Origin of the sequence: [Clostridium] citroniae WAL-17108 (assembly GCF_000233455.1) — a bacterium.
GTDB lineage: Bacteria > Bacillota > Clostridia > Lachnospirales > Lachnospiraceae > Enterocloster > Enterocloster citroniae.
In genome coordinates this window covers 200,326-223,928 of the sequence record NZ_JH376427.1, presented here as the reverse complement: position 1 = coordinate 223,928, position 23,603 = coordinate 200,326, and the positions used below count along the sequence as shown (strand labels likewise).

The window sequence follows — 23,603 nt, the reverse complement described above, 5'->3', positions numbered from 1 at the left end:
TCCTGAATTGTTTCATGAAAACAATAAAAAGCTGCGGTGCATCCGCAGCTTTTTGAATTGGCACATGATTGACATATTATTACTGCATTATTACCGCATCATCACCCCATCAAAGCTCCAACAGCGCGTTCCCAGGGAAGTACGGGCTGGAGTTTATATTCTATGGTCAGATCCTTGCGGTTATATTGCTTGTGGAAATTAGAGATGATCCGTTTTAATACCATCTCTCCTTTTTCAGCGGTTACGGTTGGGAGCAGGATAATGTACTGGCTGATGCTGTAGCGGGTGTACACATCACTGCACCGCAGGGAGTTGCGGACCGCATTATTAAGGTGTTCCATGGACTTGTTCAGGACAGCCAGCTTTGGCACATGCCCGTCCAGGTCGCTGACTGTCAGCAGGCACAGATAGATGGAGTCGCCTGTTCTCTCAATGGCCCTGCGCTCCAGCTGGAACAAGTCATGAAAGACAGGGTATTCACAGTAAAATGCACCGCCGGAAGCCTCCTCGCGGAGGGTTTCCTGAATGGAATCCAGGTTGGTGTTGATGCCCTGCTCCTTGCTGCGGATCGTCTTGTACAGATCCTTAAAATGGTCGGAAGGCGATATGGAGAATTCGTTATAGAACAGGTCCATGGTATGGTTGTATTCTTCGATTGCCTGGCTGGTGTGGCCGTCCCTGTACAGGGAGTATACCAGGTAGTAATGGAATTCTTCATCAAAGGGCTCGATCCCCACAGCTGTCTGGCAGATGGAGGTGATCAGTGAAAAGTTTTCCTTTTTCAAAAGCAGATCCACTGTCTTATAAACCAGCTTCTGGTAAAGGGAGTGGTAGTAGGTGCTGATGGGGATGACCCAGGATTCATATTCGGATTTGGGAAGAAAATCGCCTTTATAGATGGCAAGCCCTTCCAGGCACAGTTTAAGCGCTGCGTCCTCATCCTGAATGTGGTTGATCACCTGGGTGCAGATGGCCTCAAAACGGTCAATGTCCAGCTGGGTAGGGTACTCCTGAGTCCATGCATAGGAACCTCTCTGCTGGACTAAAAGTTTCTGTGGAGGCAGTTCCAGGGGTTCCAAAAGCTTTCTGGAACGGAACATCAGGGTCTTTAAGGCGCCTTGGGGATTCACTCCGGGGTCATCTGCCCATATGACATTGATCAGTTCGTTGGGGCTTATATCTTTTTTTTGAAACACAACAAGGTACTCTAAAAGGCACCAGGGCTTTTTAGACTGGTTGCTGTTGTCGGTTATCTCTTTATCACCAACCTTGATTGAGAAGCCGCCCAGTGTATTCACATAAATAGTAGGCTTTTCTTCGGAAGCTGATGTTTTCATGGTCTTTCTCCTTTGCAATACAGAGTTACTACATTTTAGTATACTAACGTATAGGGGAAATGTCCAGAATAAAACTTAAAAAAAATTTTAGCAAAGGGAAGTTTTGTAACCGGAATGTAACCGTGGGCTGTTATACTGATAACAGGATAAATGGGACATTTTACAACAATTCAAAGTAAAGCAGGTGAATATATGTCTGTTGCGAGAACAGGAGCACTGCCGGATTCATACAAATATTATACCATAACCATAGACAGCTTTGATAACAGGCTGTTAAGTGGACAGGTTTTTCACGACAGCCTGGATCAGGGGATGGCCTTTAAAAGTCTGTCAGAGATGACATTGCTATTGGAAGGCTTATTTGACAAGCTGCATTATCCCATGAAGAGTGTGGACCAGAGGAATTTTAATAAAAAGCCTGCGGATATCAGGATAGAGGAACCACAGCATGGAACCAGAGCTTCTGAGGGAATCAAAGGAAAACTTGGAGAGTTCAGGCTTCATGTTAAGTACCGGTTTCATGCGACCTGGCAGGGGGATATCAGAAATTTAAGGAATGGGGAGACACATTCCTTTTTAAGCTTTCTGGAATTGATGGAGTATTTCAGCAGGGAGCTGGGTCCAGGGCCGGAGGATAACCCTTATGGTCTGGGCAAGAAGATGTGCGAGGTGGTGGTCCGCAATTATGATAATTTTATCATGAAGGGCGATATTTCCCATCCTGCCGTGGAACAGAGGGAATTATTCTGTAATGAATTTGATATTAAGGAAGCCATTGAACACATGCTGAACCCCTTACCTGAGGGGACGGACCAGGGAAATATAATCATACCAAGGACCGTGACCGTGTGCGCGGGCAACTTCGGACCGGCCACATTTGTGGTAAGGGTGCTTTTCAGGAGAAATTCCACCTGGCAGGGAATTATATGCTGGAAAGAGAGGCGCCGCCAGATTAATTTCAGGAGCTTCATGGAGATGATTCTTCTGATGCAGGACGCTGTGCTTCGCAGTGACAGCTGGAAGGAAGAGGACAGCACGGAGGCGGCGAACCTGGCCTAAAGCCAGGTATTATCTTCACATACGTTTTCAGACAGAAAGGACAGACAGACATAGATGGAGCAGAGGAACGGCAAAAGCGGGATACGTAGGATCATCATCATTATACTGGCTGCAGTCATGCTTGTCAGCGGGGGGATGACCATTCATCGTTACATGGAGGACCAGAGGGCCAAGGCCGAGTATGACCGCCTGGCGGAACTTGCCAGGGAAACCACAGCGCCGCCTGAGACCGAGGCGCCCACAGAGGAACCTGAGACAGAGCCTGAGGCAGAACCCTATGTTTCACCCATTAATTTTGATGAACTAAAAGAAGAAAATCCGGATACCATCGGATGGATCAGGGTGCCGGATACCAATATCGATTACCCCATTGTCCAGGGAACGGACAATGATTTTTATCTGAACCATGACTTTTACGGAAAGGAAAGCATAGGCGGAGCCATTTACCTGGACTTTGAAAGCCAGGGGGATTTTGTGGGGCGCAACAATATTTTGTACGGCCACAACATGAAGAATGGAAGCATGTTCAAGGACGTGGTGCGCTATAAAGAGGAAGACTACTTTAAGGAGCACCAGTATTTCAGCATCTATACCCCGGACAGGGAGATCAGGCTGAAGGCAGTGGCATGTTATTATGGAGAGGCCCAGCCCATTGTGCGAAAGACCCGTTTTAAATCCCAGGAATCCTTTGACGCCTTTGTCCATGAGATGATAAAACCCTGCAGCTACGCGGTGGATGTTACTTATCCGGCCAAGACCCTGTATACCCTGGTAACCTGCAGCTATGAGATCAATGATGCCAGGACGTTCCTCTTTGCCGTGGAGGTGGATGAGGACGGCAGGGAGATCGGGCCTGATGAAGAGTTCCTGCAGAAGATGGATGACTTGATGAAAGCCAAACAGCAGGAGGCAGCCCAGGCAAAAGAGTAAGTGATGTATAAGGTATCAGCCACAAATTCCCAATTGGCAGATTTGTGGCTGATTTTACATTTATTTATACCTGTTTAATGCATAAAAAAACGTAAATAGGTATTGGAAATCAAGAAGAGATATGCTATACTTAGCACGTTAGGCACATTTTATTTAATAAAATAAAGAGTGCCGGAGGATAATAGGGCAAGGTTAAACTGTTTAGGGGATTGCCGGTCATCAGATGACAATGGAGTCATACCTGTGTGGATGGGTGTGGCTTTTTTCTTAGACAGTAAGACCGCATAGATTCCATTAAAAGAGGAGAGATTATTATGAAATTGAGTACAAAGAAAGTATTAGGCATGGTTCTGGCCGGTGTATTGGCCGCAGGTTCCCTGACAGCATGCGGCGGTTCCGGCACCGCATCTACAACAGCAGCGGATGCCGCCACAGCAGCTTCCGGCGACAGCCAGGCGGCAGCAGATACAACAGCGGCGGCAGGAGAGAAAAAGACGCTGAGAGTTGCCATGGAATGTGCATATGCGCCATATAACTGGACCCAGCCCGATGATTCCAACGGTGCGGTTCCCATTGCTGACAGCAATGAATTTGCATACGGATATGATGTAATGATGGCAAAGAAGATCTGTGACGAACTGGGATATGATCTGGAGATCGTGCGTCTGGACTGGGATTCCCTGATCCCGGCCGTAACCACCGGAAAGGTTGACTGTGTCATCGCCGGACAGTCCATTACATCCGAGCGCCTTCAGGCAGTGGATTTTACTGAGCCGTATTATTATGCGACTATCGTTACCCTGGTTAAGGAGGGAGGCAAGTATGCGGATGCAAAGAGCGTAGCCGACCTGGCAGGAGCAACCTGTACATCCCAGCAGAGCACCATCTGGTATAACACATGCTTGCCGCAGATCGAGGGAGCCAATGTACTGGCGGCTACCGCAAGCGCACCGGACATGCTGATGTCCCTGAATGCGGACAAGTGTGACCTGGTTGTGACAGACCAGCCAACGGGCAAGGGCGCACTGGTTGCTTACCCCAACTTTAAGATGATCGAGTTCGGCGGCGGGGAGAATGATTTCCAGGTAACGGATGAGGACATTAATATTGGTATTTCATTAAAGAAGGGAAATACCGAATTACAGGATGCCATCAACAGTGTTCTCACCAAGATGACAAAGGATGACTTCTCTAAGATGATGGATGAAGCCATCTCTGTACAGCCGCTGGCTAATTAATTGATACACCCTTCTGCGCAGTCACTGACCGTGGCTGCGGGGAGGAATAAAGTACGTTCAGACAGTAAGGAGAAAGGATATGCCTACAGACTTTTTCGGCCGCGTAATGGTCGTATTCAACCGATATGGTATGTCAATGCTGCAGGGTGCAGGCGTCAGTATGAGGATTGCACTGGTAGGTACATTGGTGGGCTGTATCATCGGCTTTGCCGTTGGTATTGTCCAGACCATACCAAGCGGAAAGGGAGATAACCCAGTAAAGAGAGCCGTGCTCTGGGTGGTAAAACTGATATTAAACGCCTATGTGGAGTTCTTCCGCGGAACCCCCATGATGGCCCAGGCCATGTTTATTTACTTTGGACTTCTGCCCCTTCTTGGCATTGATATGTCCATGTGGGGAGCTGCTAATTTTATTCTCTCCATCAATACGGGCGCCTACATGGCGGAGACGGTCAGGGGCGGAATCCTTTCGATTGACCCGGGTCAGACAGAGGGGGCTAAATCCATCGGTATGACCCATGTACAGACTATGGTCTATGTTATCCTGCCCCAGGCACTGCGCAATATCATGCCTCAGATCGGCAACAACCTGATCATCAATATCAAGGACAGCTGCGTGCTCTCCGTGATCGGTGTGACGGAGCTGCTGTACAAGACCAAGGCGGCCGCAGGAGCGCTTTATATGAATTTCGAGACATATACCATTACCATGATCATGTACTTCATCATGACATTCACATGCTCCAGGATCCTTCGCTGGTGGGAGAACCGGATGGATGGGGCCGATAACTTTGACCTGGCCACCACGGACACCTTGGCCCATACCAGCGGTATGTACCGTTTTCCGGATGATAAGGGCAAGAATAAGGAGGATGCGTGATGAAGGGAGATAATATTTTAGAGATCCGCCACCTGAGCAAAACCTTTGGCACCAATCTGGTTCTCAAGGACATTGACTTTTCAGTCAGCAGCGGGGATGTCACCTGTATCATCGGGGCATCGGGTTCCGGAAAATCCACGCTTTTGCGCTGCCTGAACCTGCTTGAGACACCTACCACAGGGGAGATCGTCTACCATGGCACCAACATAGCTGACAAGAAGGTAAATGCGCCTCAGTACCGCTCCAGGGTAGGAATGGTGTTCCAGAGTTTTAACCTGTTTAATAACATGACAGTGCTTGATAACTGTATCATCGGTCAGACCAAGGTCCTGAAAAAGAACAGGGCTGAGGCGCAGAAAAATGCCATGTACTATCTGGAAAAGGTGGGAATGGCACCATATATCAACGCAAAACCAAGGCAGCTGTCAGGCGGGCAGAAGCAGAGGGTAGCCATTGCAAGAGCTCTTGCAATGGAGCCGGAGGTACTGCTGTTTGATGAGCCCACTTCCGCCCTTGATCCCCAGATGGTGGGAGAGGTTTTGGAGGTTATGCGCAAGCTGGCCGGAGAGGGTCTTACCATGATTATTGTCACCCATGAGATGGCATTTGCCAGGGATGTATCCAGCCATGTGGTATTCATGGCCGGCGGCGTGATCGTGGAGGAGGGAGCTCCGGAGCAGATATTTGGGGCGCCCAAAGACAGGCAGACACAGGAATTCCTGAGCCGTTTCATGCATGGATGATATCAGGCTGTCATGGGGCTTATGAGGGATATGATTACGGAATGATTTACGGTAAAATAGGGCGGCACGATGGAATAAGGCTGCAGGGCTTAGATGATCTTGGCCCATGCAGATCCATTCCATTGTGCCGCCTTTTCCGTGGTTTTGCGGGGCGTCAGGATTTATCCTTTTGCGTCCTCATCCACCTTTTGGGCCTTTGTAATATAGGGATAAAGGTCCTCGTATGATTCACGTTCCGCATCGTCCTGAGGCAGAGAGGGAATCAGCCCGGTACAATCCATGGTGGAACAGGCCTGAATGTCGATGTCAAACGGGTCTTTTTCCGTGTCCTTGCTGGTATCCATTTGGAAATCACCTCCCCTTACATGTTTTTGTCTGTATGAAATGAATGATGTGTGTGAAGTATTACAGAGTTAGTTTGTATGGAAAAGCGGGAATTATACTGGCAATTGCAGCGGAAAAAGTCATTTTTTTTTCAAACATATAATTTAGCGGTCACTGGTCCTGGTAATAAGATTTCCAATAATCCTTTGAAAGTTCGATAAAGGTCTTCAGCGGCTGGCTTACATAGCTTTGCCTGGCATAACAGAAATCCAGATCCCAGTAGGGATGTGAGGGGAGGGAAAAAAGGGATATCCCATCCATGTTTTTTGTGTAACATTTGGGTATAATGGCGCAGCAGATCCCGGATGAGACAAAGGAGGGAATGCCGGCAGCGCTGGAGGTTTCAAATAAAATGTTGGGAGAAAACCCCGCTTCCTGGAAAATGGAATCTGTTACGGCGCGGCAGCTGGACTTCTGGTACATAAGCACAAAGGATTCGTCTTTCAGAAGCCGCAGATCCAGCTGAGGGTATTCCTTTTCCCTGCTTTTTATGGACCGCGCAATGGGGTGGGAGGAGGGCAGGGCGGCATAAAATTCCTCGGAACAGATATGGATGTAGTTGATATTGGTCTTTTCACGGGGACCGATGGTGATAAAGCCCAGGTTCAGGTTTCCGTTGGCGATCATGTTCTGCATGTCATAGCTTCCAATCTCCAGAGGGGAGATGGAGACATTGGGATGCATCTGCAGAAAGCGGGGATATATGGAAGTGAACATGGCAATACCCCGCCCGCCCGGCATTCCCAGGGAAAATGAGCGCTGGGACCGGTCCAGTACATCTGCGATTCTGTGATAAGTGTTTTTCTTGGTGAGCATGATCTCACGGGCGCCCTGTACATAGAGCTCCCCGATTTCTGTGAGTTCCCAGTTATGACGGGTCCGGTAAAACAGGGGCGCGCCCAGTTCCTTTTCCAGCTTCAAAAGCTGCTGGTTTAAGGCGGACTGGGAGATAAAAAGCTTCATGGCGGCCCGGCTGACATTTTTTTCTTCTGCAATCTTAAGGATATATTCTATCTGTTTTAAATCCATGGGTATCTGTCTCTCCTCTGCCAATTATATTGCGGGTAGTTCAAACATGTTTTAGGAAAATTATAGCAGGTATGCGGGATTTTATAAATGGATTTATTAAGACATATAGTGAAATTAAGAATTTTACTTATAGAAGGCCGGAGGATATAATCGTGTTATGGATCGGCTGTCTTAAAAAGGGGCGGCTGGAGATGACAAGGAGGAACCTATGGGAGCATATGATGTAATCATTATTGGAGCAGGGGTGGTGGGCAGCGCTGTTGCCAGGGAATTGTCCCGTTTCTGTCTCGACATTGCGGTTCTGGAAAAAGAACCGGATGTGGCCTGCGGCAATTCCGGCAGGAATACGGGAATGCTTCATGCCGGATTTACCTATACGCCGGGATCGCTGAAAGCAGAGTGCGCAGTGGAGGGAAACAGGGAATTTGACCAGGTGGCAGAGGAACTGGATGTCCCATTTCGCAGGACCGGCAAGCTGGTTGTGGGATTTGATGAGGAGGACAGGAGGAATATTCTTAAATTCAAGGAAATCGGGGAACGAAACGGTGTAAGAGGAATGGAAATGATCGACAAGGCCCGTCTCAATCAGCTGGACCCCAATGCGGGCGGGGAGTTTGCCATGTACGTCCCGTCCTCCGGCATCCTGGACCCCATGCAGTACACCATAGCCCTGGCGGAAAATGCATGTGCAAACGGCGTGCGTTTTCTGTTCGGCCGCAGGGTGGAAGGAATCCGGCGGGAAGAGGATGGATATCTGATACATACCTGCAAAGGGGATGTGAGGACAAAGTGGGTGATCAACTGCGCAGGCATGTATGCGTCCCAAATTTCCGCCATGCTGGGATATCCCGATTATCCGGTCAGGGGATTTAAGGGGGAGTATTATGTGCTGGATAAAAAGGCAGGGAAAAATATGGGGATACCCATCTACCCGGCGCCCAATGAAAAGGGAGGGTTCGCAACCCATGCAACCCCCACCATTGATGGAAACGTACTGGTGGGGCCCGACTCCTATATAACGGAGGGATACGAGGATTACAAGGTGACCAGAGAGCATATGGACGGACTTTACAGGGATGGCCGCAGGATGTTTAAGGAAATGAAGCCCGAGTATTTTATCAGGAATTTTGCGGGAATACGCTGGAAGATCTATGATCCGAAAACAGGGGAAAATAAGGACTTTGTGCTGGAATCAGACGATTCCCATCCCTGTACCGTAAACCTGGCGGGAATCGAGTCTCCGGGCGTCACCTGCGCCCTTCCCCTGGCCAGGAGAGCGGCAGCGATCCTAAGGGAGAAGGAAAATCCGCGGATCGATCCGTCATTTTCACCGTACCGTAAAGGGATCAGGCGTTTTTCGGATATGGATCAAAAGGAAAAGAAAGAAGCCATTGCCGGCAATCCTGATTATGGGGAGGTTATATGCCGCTGTGAGACGGTTACCAGGGCGGAAATCCTCCAGGCCATCCATAATCCCCTGGGAGTCCATACTGTAACCGGGATCAAGAACAGGACAAGGGCTACCATGGGACGATGTCAGGGAGGCTACTGTGAAACGCGTATCACAGCCATGATCCAGGAGGAACTTGGGATTGACGAGAGACAGGTGCGCTACTCCAAAGAAAATTCATATATGTTTACAGGAAAGGTAAGGTGACGGGGGTGAAACAGGTATCAGCAGCGATCATTGGCGGGGGGCCGGCTGGCCTGGCTGCAGCAGTACAGCTATACCGCAGAGGGATAACCGACATTGTGATCCTTGAGAGGGAGAAAAAGCCGGGAGGGATCCTGCGGCAGTGCATCCACGATGGATTTGGTCTCACGCGGTTTAAGGAGACACTAAGCGGTCCGGAATACGCGCAGCGTTTTATGGACATGGTGGATGATATGGGAATCCCGTATATTACGGATACCACAGTATTGGAGATTACACCTGATAAAAGGATTTACGCTTCCTCCAGGGAAGGGATGATCGAACTGCAGGCCAAGGCGGTCATTCTCACCATGGGCTGCAGGGAGAGAACCAGAGGCGCTGTGAGTATCCCCGGGGAACGGCCGGCAGGAGTCTACACTGCAGGCGTGGCCCAGGCATATATCAATCTCCAGAATAAGATGGTGGGAAGGGAAGCGGTGATTCTGGGTTCAGGGGATATAGGCATGATCATGGCCAGACGTCTGACACTGGAAGGAGCCCATGTACAGGCCGTGTTTGAAATACAGCCCTATTCCAGCGGACTTCCCAGAAATATAGAACAGTGTCTTCGGGATTACGATATACCCTTGCATCTAAGCCATACGGTGACCGATATTCTTGGAAAGGAGCGTCTGGAAGGCGTGGTGGTTTCCCAGGTGGATGATCACATGCAGCCTGTTCCGGGAAGTGAGAAGACATATGCGTGCGATACCCTGATCCTCTCGGTGGGACTGATACCTGAAAATGAACTGTCCCTTGGGGCGGGTGTCATACTGGATGGCAGGAGCAAAGGCGCTGTGGTGGATGAAAATTACCAGACAAGTGTAGACGGAATCTTTGCGGCAGGCAATGTGCTCCATGTCCATGACCTGGTGGATTTTGTGTCCAGGGAGGCGGAACGGCTGGGGGACGCCGCGGCGGAGTATGTGAGAAAAGGCGGCCTTCCATCATGCGGGCTGGACATAAGGACCGATGAACACATTACTCACACCATACCGCAGAAGATCAGCGGGAACAAGTCCTTCTGTCTGTCCCTCAGGGTAAAAAGGCCCATGAGTGACTGCAGGATCCAGGTGCTCCAAGGCGGTCGTGTGATCAAAGAGCAGACATTTAAAAAAGCGAATCCGGCAGAGATGATCCAGATTACCGTGGACGCGTCTGTCTTAAACTGCCGGGAAGATGTGGAGGTGAAGGTGGTATGAAAACAAGCTTTACCTGTATTGTGTGTCCTGTGGGCTGCAGCCTTCAGGTGGAGGAACAGGATGGGAAGGTGCTTAACATCAGTGGAAACCGATGTCCAAAAGGCCATGGTTATGCACTCCAGGAAATGACCGCTCCGGTGAGGAACATAGCCACTTCCATACGGATCAAGGGCGGTGAACTGCCCCTGGCCAGCGTCCGTCTGTCCGCTCCCATTCCCAAGAAGGATATTTTCAGGGCAATGGAGGAGATCAGGAAGGTGACCATACATGCTCCGGTCCATATCGGGGATGTGGCTGTCAGGCATCTGCTGGGCACGGAGGTGGATGTGGTGGTGACAAAGAACGTTTTGGAGGCCTGATATCCAGATGGACCATCGTTATAATGCTGTTAAAGGAATGCTTGAAAAGAGATGTATTTTTGTTGAATATGCTGTAAACACCAGCTTATCTTTTATGACAATGTTTAGAAAATTCTTTGTTACTAGTTGTTTTCTAACTAAGTATATTAGATTTATGTGTTTTACGGATAGGCAGCAGAATACTATAATCAGATTGTGCAAAATGTAAGCGGAGAGGAGGATACAAAAAATAAATTACACATAATGCACAATAAAACAGCTATTATAACAGGAGGGTATATCAATGGATATAGGTATGATGAGTCTTATAGGGATTTTACTGGCACTGGCTATTTTGGTGATCGGTTCCATGAGAGGTTACCCGATCATGATCATTGGCCCGATATGCGCGGCAATCGTGTTTCTGTTTTCAGGACAGCCGATCATCGAAAATATGAAGGGTGCATATGCGGATGATTTCGGGGGATTTGCAACATCTAATTTTCTGCTTTTTTTGCCGGCCTGTATCCTGGGCTCCATGCTGGCTGACTGCGGCGCTGCCCAGGATATCGCAGTTAAAGTCGGAAATCTTTCTCAGAAGATTGGAGGAAGAAATGCCCGTTTCTGGGTATTGATGGGTTTATCTGCCATTACTGCGATCCTGTCATTTGGAGGAGTCAGCGGATTTGTGGTAATCTTTACCATTGCTCCCATCTGCCGTTCTTTATTTAAGAAACTGGATATTCCGTGGCATTTTATCATTGCAGTAGCAGTATATGGGGGAAGCATGTGGACAGCCATTCTTCCCGGTTCCCCTGCCATTCAGAACCTGATTCCCATTGAGTATCTGGGCACCAACCCCAAATCAGCGCCGATGATCGGAATATTCAGCGCCCTATCCTGCATTATATTCGGCGCATGGTACATATGGTTTCAGCTGCGCAGGAATGAAAAAAGAGGGGAAGGGTATGATGTGACCGGAACTTTGATGGATAAGGAAGCCGGCACTCTGAACAATGCTATTCTGGATGCAGATTGTTCTAATGTACAGTTTATAAGAGCGCTGGCACCATCCGTTGTATTGCTGGTGTCCATGAATCTACTTAACATTGAACCTTTTGTGTCCCTGATCTTGGGCTGCATCACATGCTATATCTTGTATTATAACAAATTTGAAAATATTGGAAAAACATTTGGAAGCGGCTGTACATCAACAATGAAATCCATTATGAACGTGTCGGCAGTGGTTGGCTTTGGCGCTGCAGTGGAACTGGCTCCCGGTTTTGAGTATCTGGCAGCCAATCTGGACAAAATACCGGGGCCGCCATTGCTGCAGCTTTGTCTGGCCACTAATGTGGTTGCAGGTATCACAGGATCTGCTTCAGGGGGCGAGGCCATTGCGCTGAATGTATTTGCGGATAAATTCCTGGCCATGGGGATTTCACCGGATGTCCTTCACCGGCTGGTTAACATCTCTTGTTATGGGCTGGATTCCATGCCTTACAACGGATCCGCGATCAACCGCCTGAATTATACAAGGCTGACCCACAGGCAGGGGTATTACCACGAGTTTTTTTTGGGAGCGCTGTACCCTTTCCTGAATTCATTTCTGGCCGTTTTTTTGGCCAGTATAGGAATTGTGTAAAAGGAGGATAAATAAAAAGTATGAAGGTGACAGAGGGAGGAATGGTATCGGGATTGCTGCGGGATGTTAAAATCCCCAGGATGTTCCATGCAAGGCAGACATTTCCCAGGGAGGTAATTCCTCGGGAGGAGATTGCGGGGGTGGTGGATCAGCAGCTGAGTCAGGAGCGGTTCGCGTCCCTGATCAAGCCGGGGATGAGGATCGCCGTCACGGCAGGAAGCAGGGGCATACGAAACGTGGATATTATTACAAAGGCCATTGTGGATTTTGTCAAGGGCAGAGGGGCAGTACCTTTTATCGTCCCGGCCATGGGAAGCCATGGGGGCGCTACGGCAGAAGGACAGCTGGAGGTGCTGGCAAGCTATGATATTACCCCGGAAACCATGGGATGCCCGATCCGGTCCTCCATGGAGGTGGTGGAGCTTGGGGTTTCTGAGAGAGGCAGGCGGGTGTTTATTGACAGGAATGCATATGAAGCGGACGGCATTATCATATCCTGCAGGCTTAAGCCCCACAATGCGTTTCGCGGAGCTTATGAGAGCGGGCCATGCAAAATGATGACAGTGGGCCTTGGCAAGCAGGAAGGCGCCAGCATTGTGCACAGCGATGGAATGGATGTGATTGCTGAAAACATTCCCACCATGGCCAGGGTGGTGCTGGAAAAGGCAAAGATATTGCTTGCGATCCCATGCATGGAAAATGCATATGATGAGACTTGCAGGATTGAGGCGATCCTTGCACAGGATATCATGGAGCGGGAGCCGGAGCTTCTAAAATATGCCTTTTCCAACATGCCCAAGCTTATGGTGGGGGAGACAGACGTGCTGGTGGTGGATGAGATCGGCAAAAATTACAGCGGCACAGGAGTGGACCCCAATATTACCGGAACTTTTTCAACACCCTATGCAACCGGTGGGATCAGGGTGCAGAGAACCTGTTTCCTGAACCTGAGCCAGGCCAGCCACGGCAATGCGCTGGGCTGCGGACTGGCCTCTGCCATTACCAAAAAGATTTTTGATCAAATGGATATCGAAAAGATGTATCCCAACTGTATCACCAGCACGGTGCTGGCTTCGGCACGGATTCCATGTGTGGTGGCCACTGACAGGGAAGCCCTGCAGCTGTGTATTCGTACCTGCAATAAGATAGACAGGGGGCGGGTACGTGTGGTGCGCATTGCCAACAGTCTCCATATCGGGGAGATCATGCTGTCAGAGGCGTACTATGAGGATGTAAAAAAGGGGCTGTATCCGGGGGTAGAAGCACTGGATGAACCCAAGGCGCTGGAGTTTGATGAATCAGGGAATTTGACCACACCTGCGGAATACATGGCTGCGCCATAATTGCCAGATATAAATAAAAATGTACGGTTTCCGGAAGTGTTACCCTTGATCCTGGAAACCGTACATGTTTGTTACTTAATTACTCTGCGTTCAGGGCCGCCTCAATGAATCCCTTAAATAATGGATGGGGCCGGTTGGGCCGGGATTTAAGCTCCGGGTGGGCCTGGGTGGCAATGAACCAGGGGTGGCTGGGGATCTCCACCATTTCCACGATCCGGCCATCGGGGGAAATGCCGGAAAGCTTCATTCCGTTCTGGGTAAGCAGCTGACGGTAGTCATTGTTTACCTCGTAGCGGTGGCGGTGGCGTTCGTGTATGGTCTCCTGGCCGTATACCTGGTATGCCTTGGAGGACTTGTCCAGTACACAGGGATAGGAGCCCAGCCTTAAAGTGCCTCCAATGTCCTCCACCCCGTCCTGTTCAGGCATGAGATGAATGACAGGATGGGTGGTGGCAGGATTTAACTCCACACTGTGGGCATCCCTGCAGCCGATCACATTGCGGGCAAATTCCACTATGGACAGCTGCATTCCAAGACAGAGTCCAAGGAATGGAATGTTGTGTTCCCGGGCATACTGGATGGCGTATATCTTGCCATCAATCCCGCGGTCACCGAATCCGCCGGGCACCAGGATTCCCTTTACACCGCCAAACAGCTGTCCTGCATTTTCCTCAGTGACTGTTTCTGAATCCACCCACTTGATATTTACATGGGCATGGTTTGCAACTCCTCCGTGTTTTAAGGCCTCCACCACGGAAATATAGGCATCATGGAGCTGGATGTATTTTCCTACCAGGGCTACGGTTACTTCCTGCTTGGGATGTTTCCAGGCATCGATCATATTCTGCCAGTCCGTCAGATCAGGTTCGGGACAGGGAAGATTCAGGCATTCGCAGGCTGACTGGGCCAGGTGCTCCTGCTCCATGACAAGGGGTACTTCATATAGCACGTCCACATCCAGATTCTGGAGTACGTGGTGAGGGGGAACATTACAGAAAAGGGCAATTTTGTTTTTGATGCCTTCGTCCAGGGGCTGCTCAGAACGGCAGACAAGGATGTCAGGCTGGATTCCCATTCCCTGAAGGTCTTTGACGCTGGCCTGGGTGGGTTTGGTCTTGAGTTCGCCGGAAGCTTTCAGGTAGGGGATCAGGGTTACGTGGATCATGCAGGTGTTTCCGGGACCTGCCTCGTGCTGGAACTGGCGGATCGCCTCCAGGAACGGCTGGCTTTCAATATCGCCTACCGTACCGCCGACTTCGATAATGGCGATCTCGGTTTCGGTTTCAGAGTAGTTGCGGTGGAAGCGGCTTTTGATCTCATTGGTAATGTGGGGGATTACCTGTACCGTACCTCCGCCAAAGTCTCCGCGGCGCTCCTTGTGCAGCACGGTCCAGTAGACCTTGCCTGTGGTCACGTTGGAATTCCTGGTAAGGCTTTCGTCAATGAAGCGCTCATAATGTCCCAGGTCCAGGTCGGTTTCGGCGCCATCGTCTGTCACGAATACTTCTCCGTGCTGGACCGGGTTCATGGTGCCGGGGTCAATGTTGATGTAGGGGTCGAATTTCTGCATGGTTACTTTGTAACCTCTTGCTTTCAGCAGTCGGCCAAGGGATGCGGCTGTGATTCCTTTGCCAAGGCCGGAGACAACGCCGCCTGTAACAAATACGTACTTGACTGGCATAGTGGGGATACCTCCTTTTGATTGGTGTGACCTGCTTTTGTTAATGTGCTAATAGTATCAAAAAAATAACTGATACATTATACATCCACATGAAAAATAAATCTAGGACTTTTTGTAAAAAATTAAGAAATTTAATTGTTCTTTTCTTGATTTATGGGGAGACTGACACTATAATGGTAGAGAATGGGTTTTTGTTGGGAATTGATAGATGACCTATTCAGAGGGAGAATTAGTACGATATGGATAATAATAACAAACAAGATCCAAATACGAAGAGCAACTGGCAAACTATCACCATGCTCCTGATAGCTGCCCTGCTTACATTTGGCCTGGTGAGCTGGATGAACTCCTACTTAAACTCCAAGCGGCGGCAGGAACTGTCCTACAATGAGTTTGTGACAATGGTGGAGACAGGGGATGTGGAATCCATCAAGATCGGAAACTCGGAGATCACAGTTATTCCAAAGTCAGGCAATACCAAGTATTCCCAGGATCTGGATTACTATGTGGTAAAGGTGCCGGGGGACTATAAGTTTGTGGACCGGTTCCTGGAGTACAATGTGGATACCCACCAGGAGAAGAATGACACCAGCACCCTGCTGCTGGTCCTCCTGAATTATGCGGTGCCCTTCCTGTTCCTGCTGTTCCTCATGAACTTTACCATGAAGCGGATGGGCGGCGGCGGAATCATGGGGGTTGGCAAGAGCAATGCCAAGATGTATGTGCAGAAGGAGACCGGCATCACCTTTAAGGATGTGGCCGGGGAGGATGAGGCCAAGGAATCCCTGACCGAGATCGTGGACTTCCTTCACAATCCCGGTAAATACACCAAGATTGGCGCCAAGCTCCCCAAGGGCGCTCTGCTGGTAGGCCCTCCCGGAACAGGTAAGACCCTTCTTGCAAAAGCGGTGGCAGGTGAGGCCCATGTGCCATTCTATTCCCTGTCCGGTTCCGATTTTGTGGAAATGTTCGTGGGCGTGGGTGCATCCCGTGTCCGCGACCTGTTTAAGAACGCAACAGAAAATGCCCCCTGTATCATTTTCATTGATGAGATCGATGCCATTGGCCGCAGCCGTGACAGCCGTATGGGAGGCAATGACGAGCGTGAGCAGACCCTGAACCAGCTTCTTTCCGAGATGGACGGCTTCGATTCCACCAAGGGACTTCTGGTTCTGGCAGCCACCAACCGCCCGGAGATTCTGGACCCGGCTCTGCTCCGTCCGGGACGTTTTGACCGCCGTGTTATCGTGGATAAGCCTGACCTGAACGGGCGTATCAACATACTTAAGGTCCACTCCAAAGACGTGCTTCTGGATGAGAGCGTGGACTTTAAGGAGATTGCCCTGGCCACCTCCGGCGCAGTGGGCGCCGACCTGGCCAACATGATGAACGAAGCAGCCATCAACGCGGTTAAGCATGGCCGCAGCGCAGTATCCCAGAAGGATCTGTTTGAGGCAGTGGAAGTGGTTCTGGTGGGCAAGGAGAAGAAGGATCGGATCATGAGCAAGGAGGAGCGCCGCATCGTGTCCTACCACGAGGTGGGCCATGCGCTTGTAAGCGCCCTTCAAAAGCATTCCGAGCCGGTACAGAAGATCACCATTGTTCCAAGGACCATGGGCGCTCTGGGGTATGTTATGAATGTTCCGGAGGAAGAGAAGTACCTGAACACCAAGAAGGAGCTTGAGGCCAGACTGGTAGAGCTGATGGCGGGACGCGCGGCGGAGGAGATCGTATTTGAGACGGTTACCACCGGAGCGGCCAACGACATCCAGCAGGCCACCAACGTGGCGAGAGCCATGGTAACCCAGTACGGAATGTCGGATAAGTTTGGCCTTATGGGTCTGGAATCCCAGGAGAACCAGTATCTCACAGGCCGTAACGTATTAAATTGCGGTGATGCCACCGCTGCCGAGATCGACCAGGAAGTGATGAAGATACTGAAGGATTCCTATCAGGAGGCCATCCGCCTGCTCAGTGATAATAAGGATGCCATGGATCAGATCGCCGCTTTCCTGATCGAGAAGGAAACCATCACCGGCAAGGAGTTTATGCAGATCTTCCGCAGGGTAAAGGGAATACCGGAGCCGGAGGAAGAAAAGACGGATGAGGATGCCGGGCAGAAGACGGATGAGGATGCTGCACGGAAGGCAGAAACCCATACATCGGAGCAAAAGGACGGGGACCATGGGCCAGACCAAAGGGATGAGAACCATGGGCCGGATCAAAGGGATGAGCGACAGACGCCGGACAGCGGCGCAGCAAAACCCCAGTCCCAGGTTCAGCCTGACGGATCAGGTTCGGGCAGCCGCGGAGATGGCCAGAGGTTTGGTTCCGGTGAAAACCAGGAGACGATCTGGAACCACCCGGGAGATGAATATAACAAGTAATTAAATATGACCCATATGTGCAGCGGGGTACCAGTTGGTTGGTGCCCCGCTGTTTTTATGCCCGCTTTTGCCCCCATTTTCCCGCCGTCCTGAACTGTTACATATTTTTAATGCTTCCCCTCACGTTCTCTGATATAATATTGTGGACAGACTGTGTGCTGCCCTATAAAAACTATCCGGAGGAACGGGTTATGAAGCATATGTCATTCCGCCTGAAGCTTACGCTGGCATTTATTGTGACAGCCATGATCGAGGGCGCCCTGATCGGCGGTTTATCCTATTGCCACAGCAGGGATATTGTGGTTAAAAATAAAAAGCAGGAGATGTCGGATACCATCAACCGAATCGATATCAACATCAATGTCAAGGTGCGCTATATCATGGAAGTGCTGGACAATGCAGCGGACAGCGAACTGGTCCGCGGAGCCTGCTTGTCGGGGTGGGACAAGGGGGAGAGGAGTATCCGCAGGACCTATCTGGATGATTATTGCTCCAGCCTTATTAAATCCATTGGTGAACAGATGGAGATTTCCATCATCAACCGGTCAGAGATCTTATACACCACCGGTGATACGGAGATGGGAGATCCGCAGGATGTATCGGATGGTACTCTTGACGTCTATTACCAGGCAGTGGGGGAACGGTATAACAAAGCGGTGTGGGCCGGGATCATGCCCGCGCTTTTTGCCCGGCCCCGGGAGGAGCGCCAGGTGGTGACAGTTGCCAGGGCGATTATGGATGACCGGGGGGACAGGGTCCTGGGGATGATGCTTATTGAGCTGGACCCGGACATGTTCAGCAATCTTCTGTTGGGAAACCAGGGCCTGTTCCAGTACCAGTACCTTTTTATCGTGGATCAGAAGGGAGAGGTCATATGCAGCAATCCCAAGGTGAACAAGGGATGGCAGGAGGAGATCGATGATCGGTTTGAACGGGGGATCCGCCGTTTCGACCTGGAATGGAGGGGGAAGGAATACTATGTGTGCGGACAGTACAACGGAGTTACGGGATGGAAATCCTACTCCGCCATCCCATCAGAGGGCCTGTTCCCCCAGGCCAAGGATCTAAACAGCGCCATCTGGCTGGTGGTGATCATGTGTACCATTGGAATCGCAGCAGTGATCGCCGTACTGGTCTATGCCATGGCCAGGCCCATCAAGCGGCTTTCCAGGGCCATGAGCCAGGTGCAGGAGGGGGATTTTACCGTGCGTGTGCCGGAAGGGAGAAAGGATGAGATCGGTGAACTGATGGATTCCTTTAACTACATGGTGGATAAGATCAATACCCTGATCCGTCAGGTTTATCAGGAAAAGATAGCGCAGAAAAACGCGGAGGTACAGGCGCTGCAGGCCCAGATCAACCCTCACTTCCTGTACAATACCCTGGATTCAGTGAACTGGATGCTGATCGACCGGGAGGAGTACGACATCAGCGACATTATCATTTCCCTGGGCAGTCTGATGCGGTACTGCATCGAGGATGAGAACGCCTTTGTACCCCTGGACAGGGAAGTGGAATATGTGTTAAGCTATCTAAAGATACAGAAAAACCGTCTGGAGGACAGGCTGGAGTATCAGGTGGATGTGGACGAATCCGTGCGGGAGGAAAAGGTACCCAAGCTGATTCTCCAGCCCATGGTGGAGAATGCGATCACCCACGGCATTGAGCCCCGCAAGCAGAACGGTATCGTGAGTATCCTGATCATGGATGGGGGAGATGAGATCCGGATTTCGGTAAGGGATAACGGGATCGGAATGACGCAGGAACAGCTGGACCATCTGAAGGAGGAGGTTCCGGACCTGGGAAAAGAGGGACATACGGGAATCGGGATCAGGAACGTGGACAGGCGCATCCGGCTCCATTACGGTGAACAGTACCGCATCAGGATTGAGAGCGTGTATGGTATGGGAACATCCATTTATCTGAGGATACCAAAGGAAACTCCGGAGCCTGAGCCGGAAGAAGGGAGGGAGGATGAAAGGTGAAATTAATGATTGTGGATGATGAGCCGAAGATCAGAAAAGGTCTCCTGAAACTTCTGGGGGCCAGGGAGGGATGGCAGGTGAGCGGGGTCTTTGAGGATGCCCATTCGGCCCTGACCGCCCTCTACGACCAGGAGGCGGATGTGATCGTCACAGACATCAAGATGCCGGAAGTGTCGGGGCTGGAGCTGATCCGGCAGATCCGTGAACGGAACCAGGAGATCCGTATCGTGATCCTCAGCGGCCACAGCAATTTTGCCTATGCCCAGAAAGCCATTGAACTGGGGGTGACCAGGTATCTGTTAAAGCCCACCAATCCAAGGGAACTGATCGCAGTCCTGGAAGGAATTGAAAAGGAATTGGAACCCGCCCGGGAGGAGGGGGAACAGGAAGGACAGATCCAGGGGGACACAGCGGCGGACAACCTGGCGGATGGGGATAGTGTCGGGAATCTTTTGGTGCAGAAGGCGATCCGGTACGTGGAGGTCCACTACGGGGGAAGGATCACCCTTAAGGACATGTCTGAGGAGCTGCACCTGTCCCCCAACTATCTGTGTGAGCTTTTTAAGCGCCATACAGGGAAGAACCTGATGGAGTATGTGACCGAGTACAGGATGATAAAGGCCAGGACCTATCTGAACCATGTGGAGTATAAGGTGTCGGATGTGGCTGAGATGGTGGGGTACAAGGAGGCCAAGTACTTTAGCAGCGCATTTAAAAAAACCTATGGTATCACGCCCCTGGAGTACCGCAATAAAAAATAAAATATTGGAAAATGATGTAAAAGACTGGAAATATGACGAAAAATCATATCCAGTCTTTCTTTTATTAAGCAATACTTACAAAATCCGTAATATTTTGGAGTAAATAGTAATCTGACAGAATTGTGAGTCCAACGGGCTGCTGATATACTATTGGTACAAGAAATTGGTAACCGTCAGTCCATTGGGGAATTAAAGCTGAGATGTCAGATAGCAGATACAGGACCCTGAGGGCGGACACGCAAAAAAGGAGGATTAAAATTATGAAGAAACGATTAGGCGCATTACTGTTGGCAGCATCCATGGCAGTGAGTACAGTTGCCCTGGGAGGCTGCAGTTCCGGCAAAACGGCTGAGACCAAAGCAGCCACTGAGGCGGCGGCACCGGCTGCAGGGGACAGCAAGGAAGCGGATACAAAGACTGCGGATACAAAGGCAGCTGAGGCAGCAGCACCCGCCACAGAGGGAAAGAGCGCAGCTGATTATAAGATCGTACTGATCCTTCCCGGACCCATCAATGACCAGAGCTGGAACGCAACCAACTACGCGGGTCTGGTGGCCTGCAACGAGACATTGGGAACCAATATGGAGTATGTGGAGAATGTGCAGGCATCTGACTATGAGTCCACCTTCCGTGAATATGCAGAGAGAGGCTATGACCTGATCATGGCGGCCGGATCACAGTTTGATGAGGCGGTTGGGGCAGTTGCCCCCAATTATCCTGACACCACCTTCTGCGCTGTCAATGGTTCCAAATGTGACGGCGACAATGTGGCTCCTATTTTCCCAAAGGAATATGAGGCCAGCTATGTGGCATCCATTATCGCAGGTTATGTGACGGAGAACGGCAACTTTGCAACCATCGGCGGTTTCCCCAATGAGCCAATGGAGCACCTGATGGATGTATATGAGAAGAATGCGGTTGCCATTGCAAAGGAGAGAGGCATCTCAGAGGCAAAGGCAACAAGGGCATATGCCAACAGCTGGGATGATGTGGCGCTTGGCAAACAGATGGCAGAGCAGATGATCGACAATGGAGCGGATACATTATTTGTATACGCAAATGAGGTTGGATTGGGCTGCATTGAGGCGGCAAAGGCAAAGGGAGCCAAGTTCATCGGCTTTTCCAGCGACCAGACCACCATTGACCCCAATACCGTGGTTGCATCTGTAAACTTTGATTTTAAGAACTTCTATACATGGGCCATCAGCCAGTACATGGAGGGCAAGCTTTCCGGCAATATGGTCCACGAGGCTGGAATCAGCGAGGACATTTTCGTACCAGTATACACTGATAACATTACCGATGAGGTGAAGGCTGCGGTTGACCAGGGACTGAAGGATTTTAAGGACGGTAAAGTTGATCTGCAGGCAATGTTTGAAAAGTAACAGGAAATAACAGGGAGGGCCTTAACAGCCCTCCCGGATTGATTAAAGGAGGATGACGCTTGTGGATACGCTGTTTTTTGAGTTGAGGAATATATCAAAATATTTTGCCAGGGTAGTGGCCAACAAGGACATTTCCTTTTCCATCCAAAGAGGTGAGGTCCTGGCTCTGCTGGGTGAAAACGGGGCTGGTAAAAGTACGGTCATGAAGATCCTGTACGGACTTTATAAGGCGGACGAGGGACAGATATTCATGGATGGAAAGGAACAGAAGATCAGCTCTCCAAGGGACGCCATGGCCCTGGGTATTTCCATGATACAGCAGCATTTTTCCCTTGTAAACGCGCACACGGTGACGGAGAATATCGTACTTGGCAATGTCCACGGCGTGATCGATTATGACAAATGCAGGCGGGAAGTGGAGGACCTTTCAAAGCAGTATGGGTTCGATATTCCGGTGGATGCAAAAATTGCCGATCTGGCCGTGGGGGTACAGCAGAAAGTGGAGATATTGAAGGCATTGTACCTGAAGACCAGCCTGCTGATCATGGATGAGCCAACGGCTGTCCTCACCCCCCAGGAGTCAGAGACCCTGATGCAGTTTGTAAAGGATTATACGTCCAGGGGGAATTCAGTTATCTTTATTACCCATAAGATGAAGGAGGTAATGGAGGTGGCTGACAGGATCATTGTTATGAGGAACGGACGCCTGACCGGCGACCTGACAGCGGATGAGACCAGTGAGGTGGAGCTGGCAAGGCTTATGATGGGAAAGGAAATGGTGGTTGCAAAAAGGGAAGAGAATGAGGGGGACAGGGACAGGAAGGTGTGCCTTGAACTTCAGAATGTGACGGTCCGGCATAGGGGCGCCCTGCCCGTACTTAATGACCTTTCCTTCCAGATCATGGAGGGCGAGATCTTCGGTGTGGCCGGGGTCAGCGGCAACGGACAGGAGGAACTGTGCGAGGTCATCTGCGGCGCCCTTCCCGTATCATCCGGCCGTGTCTTCCTTAAGGGAAGGGATATCACTTCCACCTCTGTGAGGGAGCGCATCAGCCTTGGAATCGGCTATGTGCCCGTGGACCGGTACCGGGATGCCATGGTAGGGGAAATGACCCTGGCTGAGAATATGATGTTAAAGACCAGCTTTGACAGAAAATGGACGGATCACGGTTTTCTCAATAGGAAAAAGCTGTATGAATATACCCTAAAAGCCATTAAGGACTTTGAGATCAAGGCGCCGGGACCAGATGCCCAGATACGGGGGCTGTCCGGCGGCAATCAGCAGAAGGTGATACTGGCCAGGGAGGTCAACAATGCAGGTGAGATGCTGGTTATGGACCAGCCCACCAGAGGCTTGGACCTGGGTGCGATCAACAACATCCATACCAATATACTGGAAGAGCGCAGGAAGGGAAAGAGCATCCTTTTAGTGTCCACGGAACTGTCTGAGATATTTGAACTGTGCGATAGGATCGCTGTTATCTACAAGGGCGCATTTATGGGAATCTACCGCCATGACGAGCTGACCACAGAGCGGATCGGGCTTTTGATGGCAGGATATAAAGAAGAGAAGGGGGCATAAA

General features: G+C 50.4%; 19 protein-coding genes. 15 read left to right on the top strand and 4 right to left on the bottom strand.

What is annotated here, in order from left to right:
* Positions 1 to 101: 101 nt before the first annotated feature.
* Positions 102 to 1,337 carry a BTAD domain-containing putative transcriptional regulator gene (locus tag HMPREF9469_RS22815; RefSeq protein WP_007867459.1) on the bottom strand — a complete coding sequence of 412 codons (1,236 nt, stop codon included), beginning with the start codon at positions 1,335 to 1,337 and terminating at the stop codon, positions 102 to 104.
* A gap of 192 nt (positions 1,338 to 1,529) precedes the next feature.
* Here HMPREF9469_RS22815 and HMPREF9469_RS22810 point away from each other — a divergent pair, with 192 nt between their 5' ends.
* The 5 genes from HMPREF9469_RS22810 (at position 1,530) to HMPREF9469_RS22790 (ending at position 6,187) form a co-directional block, all read left to right on the top strand.
* Positions 1,530 to 2,396, top strand: coding sequence for a hypothetical protein (locus HMPREF9469_RS22810; RefSeq protein ID WP_007867456.1), 867 nt, complete (start codon positions 1,530 to 1,532; stop codon positions 2,394 to 2,396).
* A gap of 54 nt (positions 2,397 to 2,450) precedes the next feature.
* The gene (gene srtB / locus HMPREF9469_RS22805) at positions 2,451 to 3,326 is read left to right on the top strand and encodes a class B sortase (protein ID WP_007867454.1); all 876 of its coding nucleotides are present in this window, start codon (positions 2,451 to 2,453) and stop codon (positions 3,324 to 3,326) included.
* 314 nt (positions 3,327 to 3,640) lie between these two features.
* Positions 3,641 to 4,564 carry a transporter substrate-binding domain-containing protein gene (locus HMPREF9469_RS22800; RefSeq protein WP_007867452.1) on the top strand — a complete coding sequence of 308 codons (924 nt, stop codon included), beginning with the start codon at positions 3,641 to 3,643 and terminating at the stop codon, positions 4,562 to 4,564.
* A 79-nt stretch (positions 4,565 to 4,643) separates the two neighbouring features.
* Positions 4,644 to 5,444 (top strand): amino acid ABC transporter permease, encoded by an 801-nt coding sequence (locus HMPREF9469_RS22795; RefSeq protein ID WP_007867449.1) that lies wholly within the window; start codon positions 4,644 to 4,646, stop codon positions 5,442 to 5,444.
* On the top strand, positions 5,444 to 6,187 hold the full coding sequence (locus HMPREF9469_RS22790) for an amino acid ABC transporter ATP-binding protein (RefSeq protein WP_007867445.1): 744 nt from the start codon (positions 5,444 to 5,446) through the stop codon (positions 6,185 to 6,187). The genes HMPREF9469_RS22795 and HMPREF9469_RS22790 overlap by 1 nt, the downstream gene beginning before the upstream one ends.
* 161 nt (positions 6,188 to 6,348) lie before the next feature.
* Here the strand turns inward: HMPREF9469_RS22790 and HMPREF9469_RS22785 are convergent, their stop codons facing one another.
* Complete coding sequence (locus HMPREF9469_RS22785) at positions 6,349 to 6,531, bottom strand: hypothetical protein (RefSeq protein WP_007867442.1); 183 nt, start codon at positions 6,529 to 6,531, stop codon at positions 6,349 to 6,351.
* Positions 6,532 to 6,682: 151 nt separating this feature from the next.
* Positions 6,683 to 7,600 (bottom strand): LysR family transcriptional regulator, encoded by a 918-nt coding sequence (locus HMPREF9469_RS22780; RefSeq protein ID WP_007867433.1) that lies wholly within the window; start codon positions 7,598 to 7,600, stop codon positions 6,683 to 6,685.
* A gap of 208 nt (positions 7,601 to 7,808) precedes the next feature.
* Between HMPREF9469_RS22780 and HMPREF9469_RS22775 the strand changes: the two genes are divergently transcribed.
* The 5 genes from HMPREF9469_RS22775 to HMPREF9469_RS22750 all read left to right on the top strand — a co-directional run bounded on the left by HMPREF9469_RS22775 (position 7,809) and on the right by HMPREF9469_RS22750 (position 13,821).
* Positions 7,809 to 9,257, top strand: coding sequence for an NAD(P)/FAD-dependent oxidoreductase (locus HMPREF9469_RS22775; protein ID WP_007867430.1), 1,449 nt, complete (start codon positions 7,809 to 7,811; stop codon positions 9,255 to 9,257).
* Complete coding sequence (locus tag HMPREF9469_RS22770) at positions 9,254 to 10,495, top strand: NAD(P)/FAD-dependent oxidoreductase (RefSeq protein WP_007867429.1); 1,242 nt, start codon at positions 9,254 to 9,256, stop codon at positions 10,493 to 10,495. Before HMPREF9469_RS22775 ends, HMPREF9469_RS22770 begins: the two co-directional genes overlap by 4 nt.
* Entirely contained in the window at positions 10,492 to 10,854 is a 363-nt protein-coding gene (locus HMPREF9469_RS22765; RefSeq protein WP_007867428.1) for a DUF1667 domain-containing protein, read from the top strand. Before HMPREF9469_RS22770 ends, HMPREF9469_RS22765 begins: the two co-directional genes overlap by 4 nt.
* Before the next feature lie 283 nt (positions 10,855 to 11,137).
* A complete protein-coding gene (locus HMPREF9469_RS22755) occupies positions 11,138 to 12,478 on the top strand; it encodes a GntP family permease (protein WP_007867426.1) in 1,341 nt (446 codons plus the stop codon).
* A gap of 20 nt (positions 12,479 to 12,498) precedes the next feature.
* Positions 12,499 to 13,821: a nickel pincer cofactor-dependent isomerase, group 22 gene (locus tag HMPREF9469_RS22750; RefSeq protein WP_007867417.1), complete on the top strand. Its 1,323-nt coding sequence runs from the start codon at positions 12,499 to 12,501 to the stop codon at positions 13,819 to 13,821.
* A 79-nt stretch (positions 13,822 to 13,900) separates the two neighbouring features.
* Here the strand turns inward: HMPREF9469_RS22750 and HMPREF9469_RS22745 are convergent, their stop codons facing one another.
* Positions 13,901 to 15,502, bottom strand: a complete 1,602-nt coding sequence (locus HMPREF9469_RS22745) for a CTP synthase (RefSeq protein ID WP_007867415.1) — start codon at positions 15,500 to 15,502, stop codon at positions 13,901 to 13,903.
* A 239-nt stretch (positions 15,503 to 15,741) separates the two neighbouring features.
* On the opposite strand from HMPREF9469_RS22745, the gene ftsH reads away from it, so the two are divergent.
* From ftsH to HMPREF9469_RS22720, 5 genes are all read left to right on the top strand, one after another.
* The gene (gene ftsH, locus HMPREF9469_RS22740) at positions 15,742 to 17,889 is read left to right on the top strand and encodes an ATP-dependent zinc metalloprotease FtsH (protein WP_007867413.1); all 2,148 of its coding nucleotides are present in this window, start codon (positions 15,742 to 15,744) and stop codon (positions 17,887 to 17,889) included.
* Between the two features lie 191 nt (positions 17,890 to 18,080).
* Complete coding sequence (locus tag HMPREF9469_RS22735) at positions 18,081 to 19,874, top strand: cache domain-containing sensor histidine kinase (RefSeq protein ID WP_007867411.1); 1,794 nt, start codon at positions 18,081 to 18,083, stop codon at positions 19,872 to 19,874.
* Entirely contained in the window at positions 19,871 to 20,635 is a 765-nt protein-coding gene (locus HMPREF9469_RS22730; RefSeq protein ID WP_007867409.1) for a response regulator transcription factor, read from the top strand. Before HMPREF9469_RS22735 ends, HMPREF9469_RS22730 begins: the two co-directional genes overlap by 4 nt.
* Positions 20,636 to 20,895: 260 nt before the next feature.
* The gene (locus HMPREF9469_RS22725; RefSeq protein WP_007867405.1) at positions 20,896 to 22,020 is read left to right on the top strand and encodes a BMP family protein; all 1,125 of its coding nucleotides are present in this window, start codon (positions 20,896 to 20,898) and stop codon (positions 22,018 to 22,020) included.
* A 61-nt stretch (positions 22,021 to 22,081) separates the two neighbouring features.
* Positions 22,082 to 23,602 (top strand): ABC transporter ATP-binding protein, encoded by a 1,521-nt coding sequence (locus HMPREF9469_RS22720; protein WP_007867403.1) that lies wholly within the window; start codon positions 22,082 to 22,084, stop codon positions 23,600 to 23,602.
* Position 23,603 lies beyond the last annotated feature (1 nt).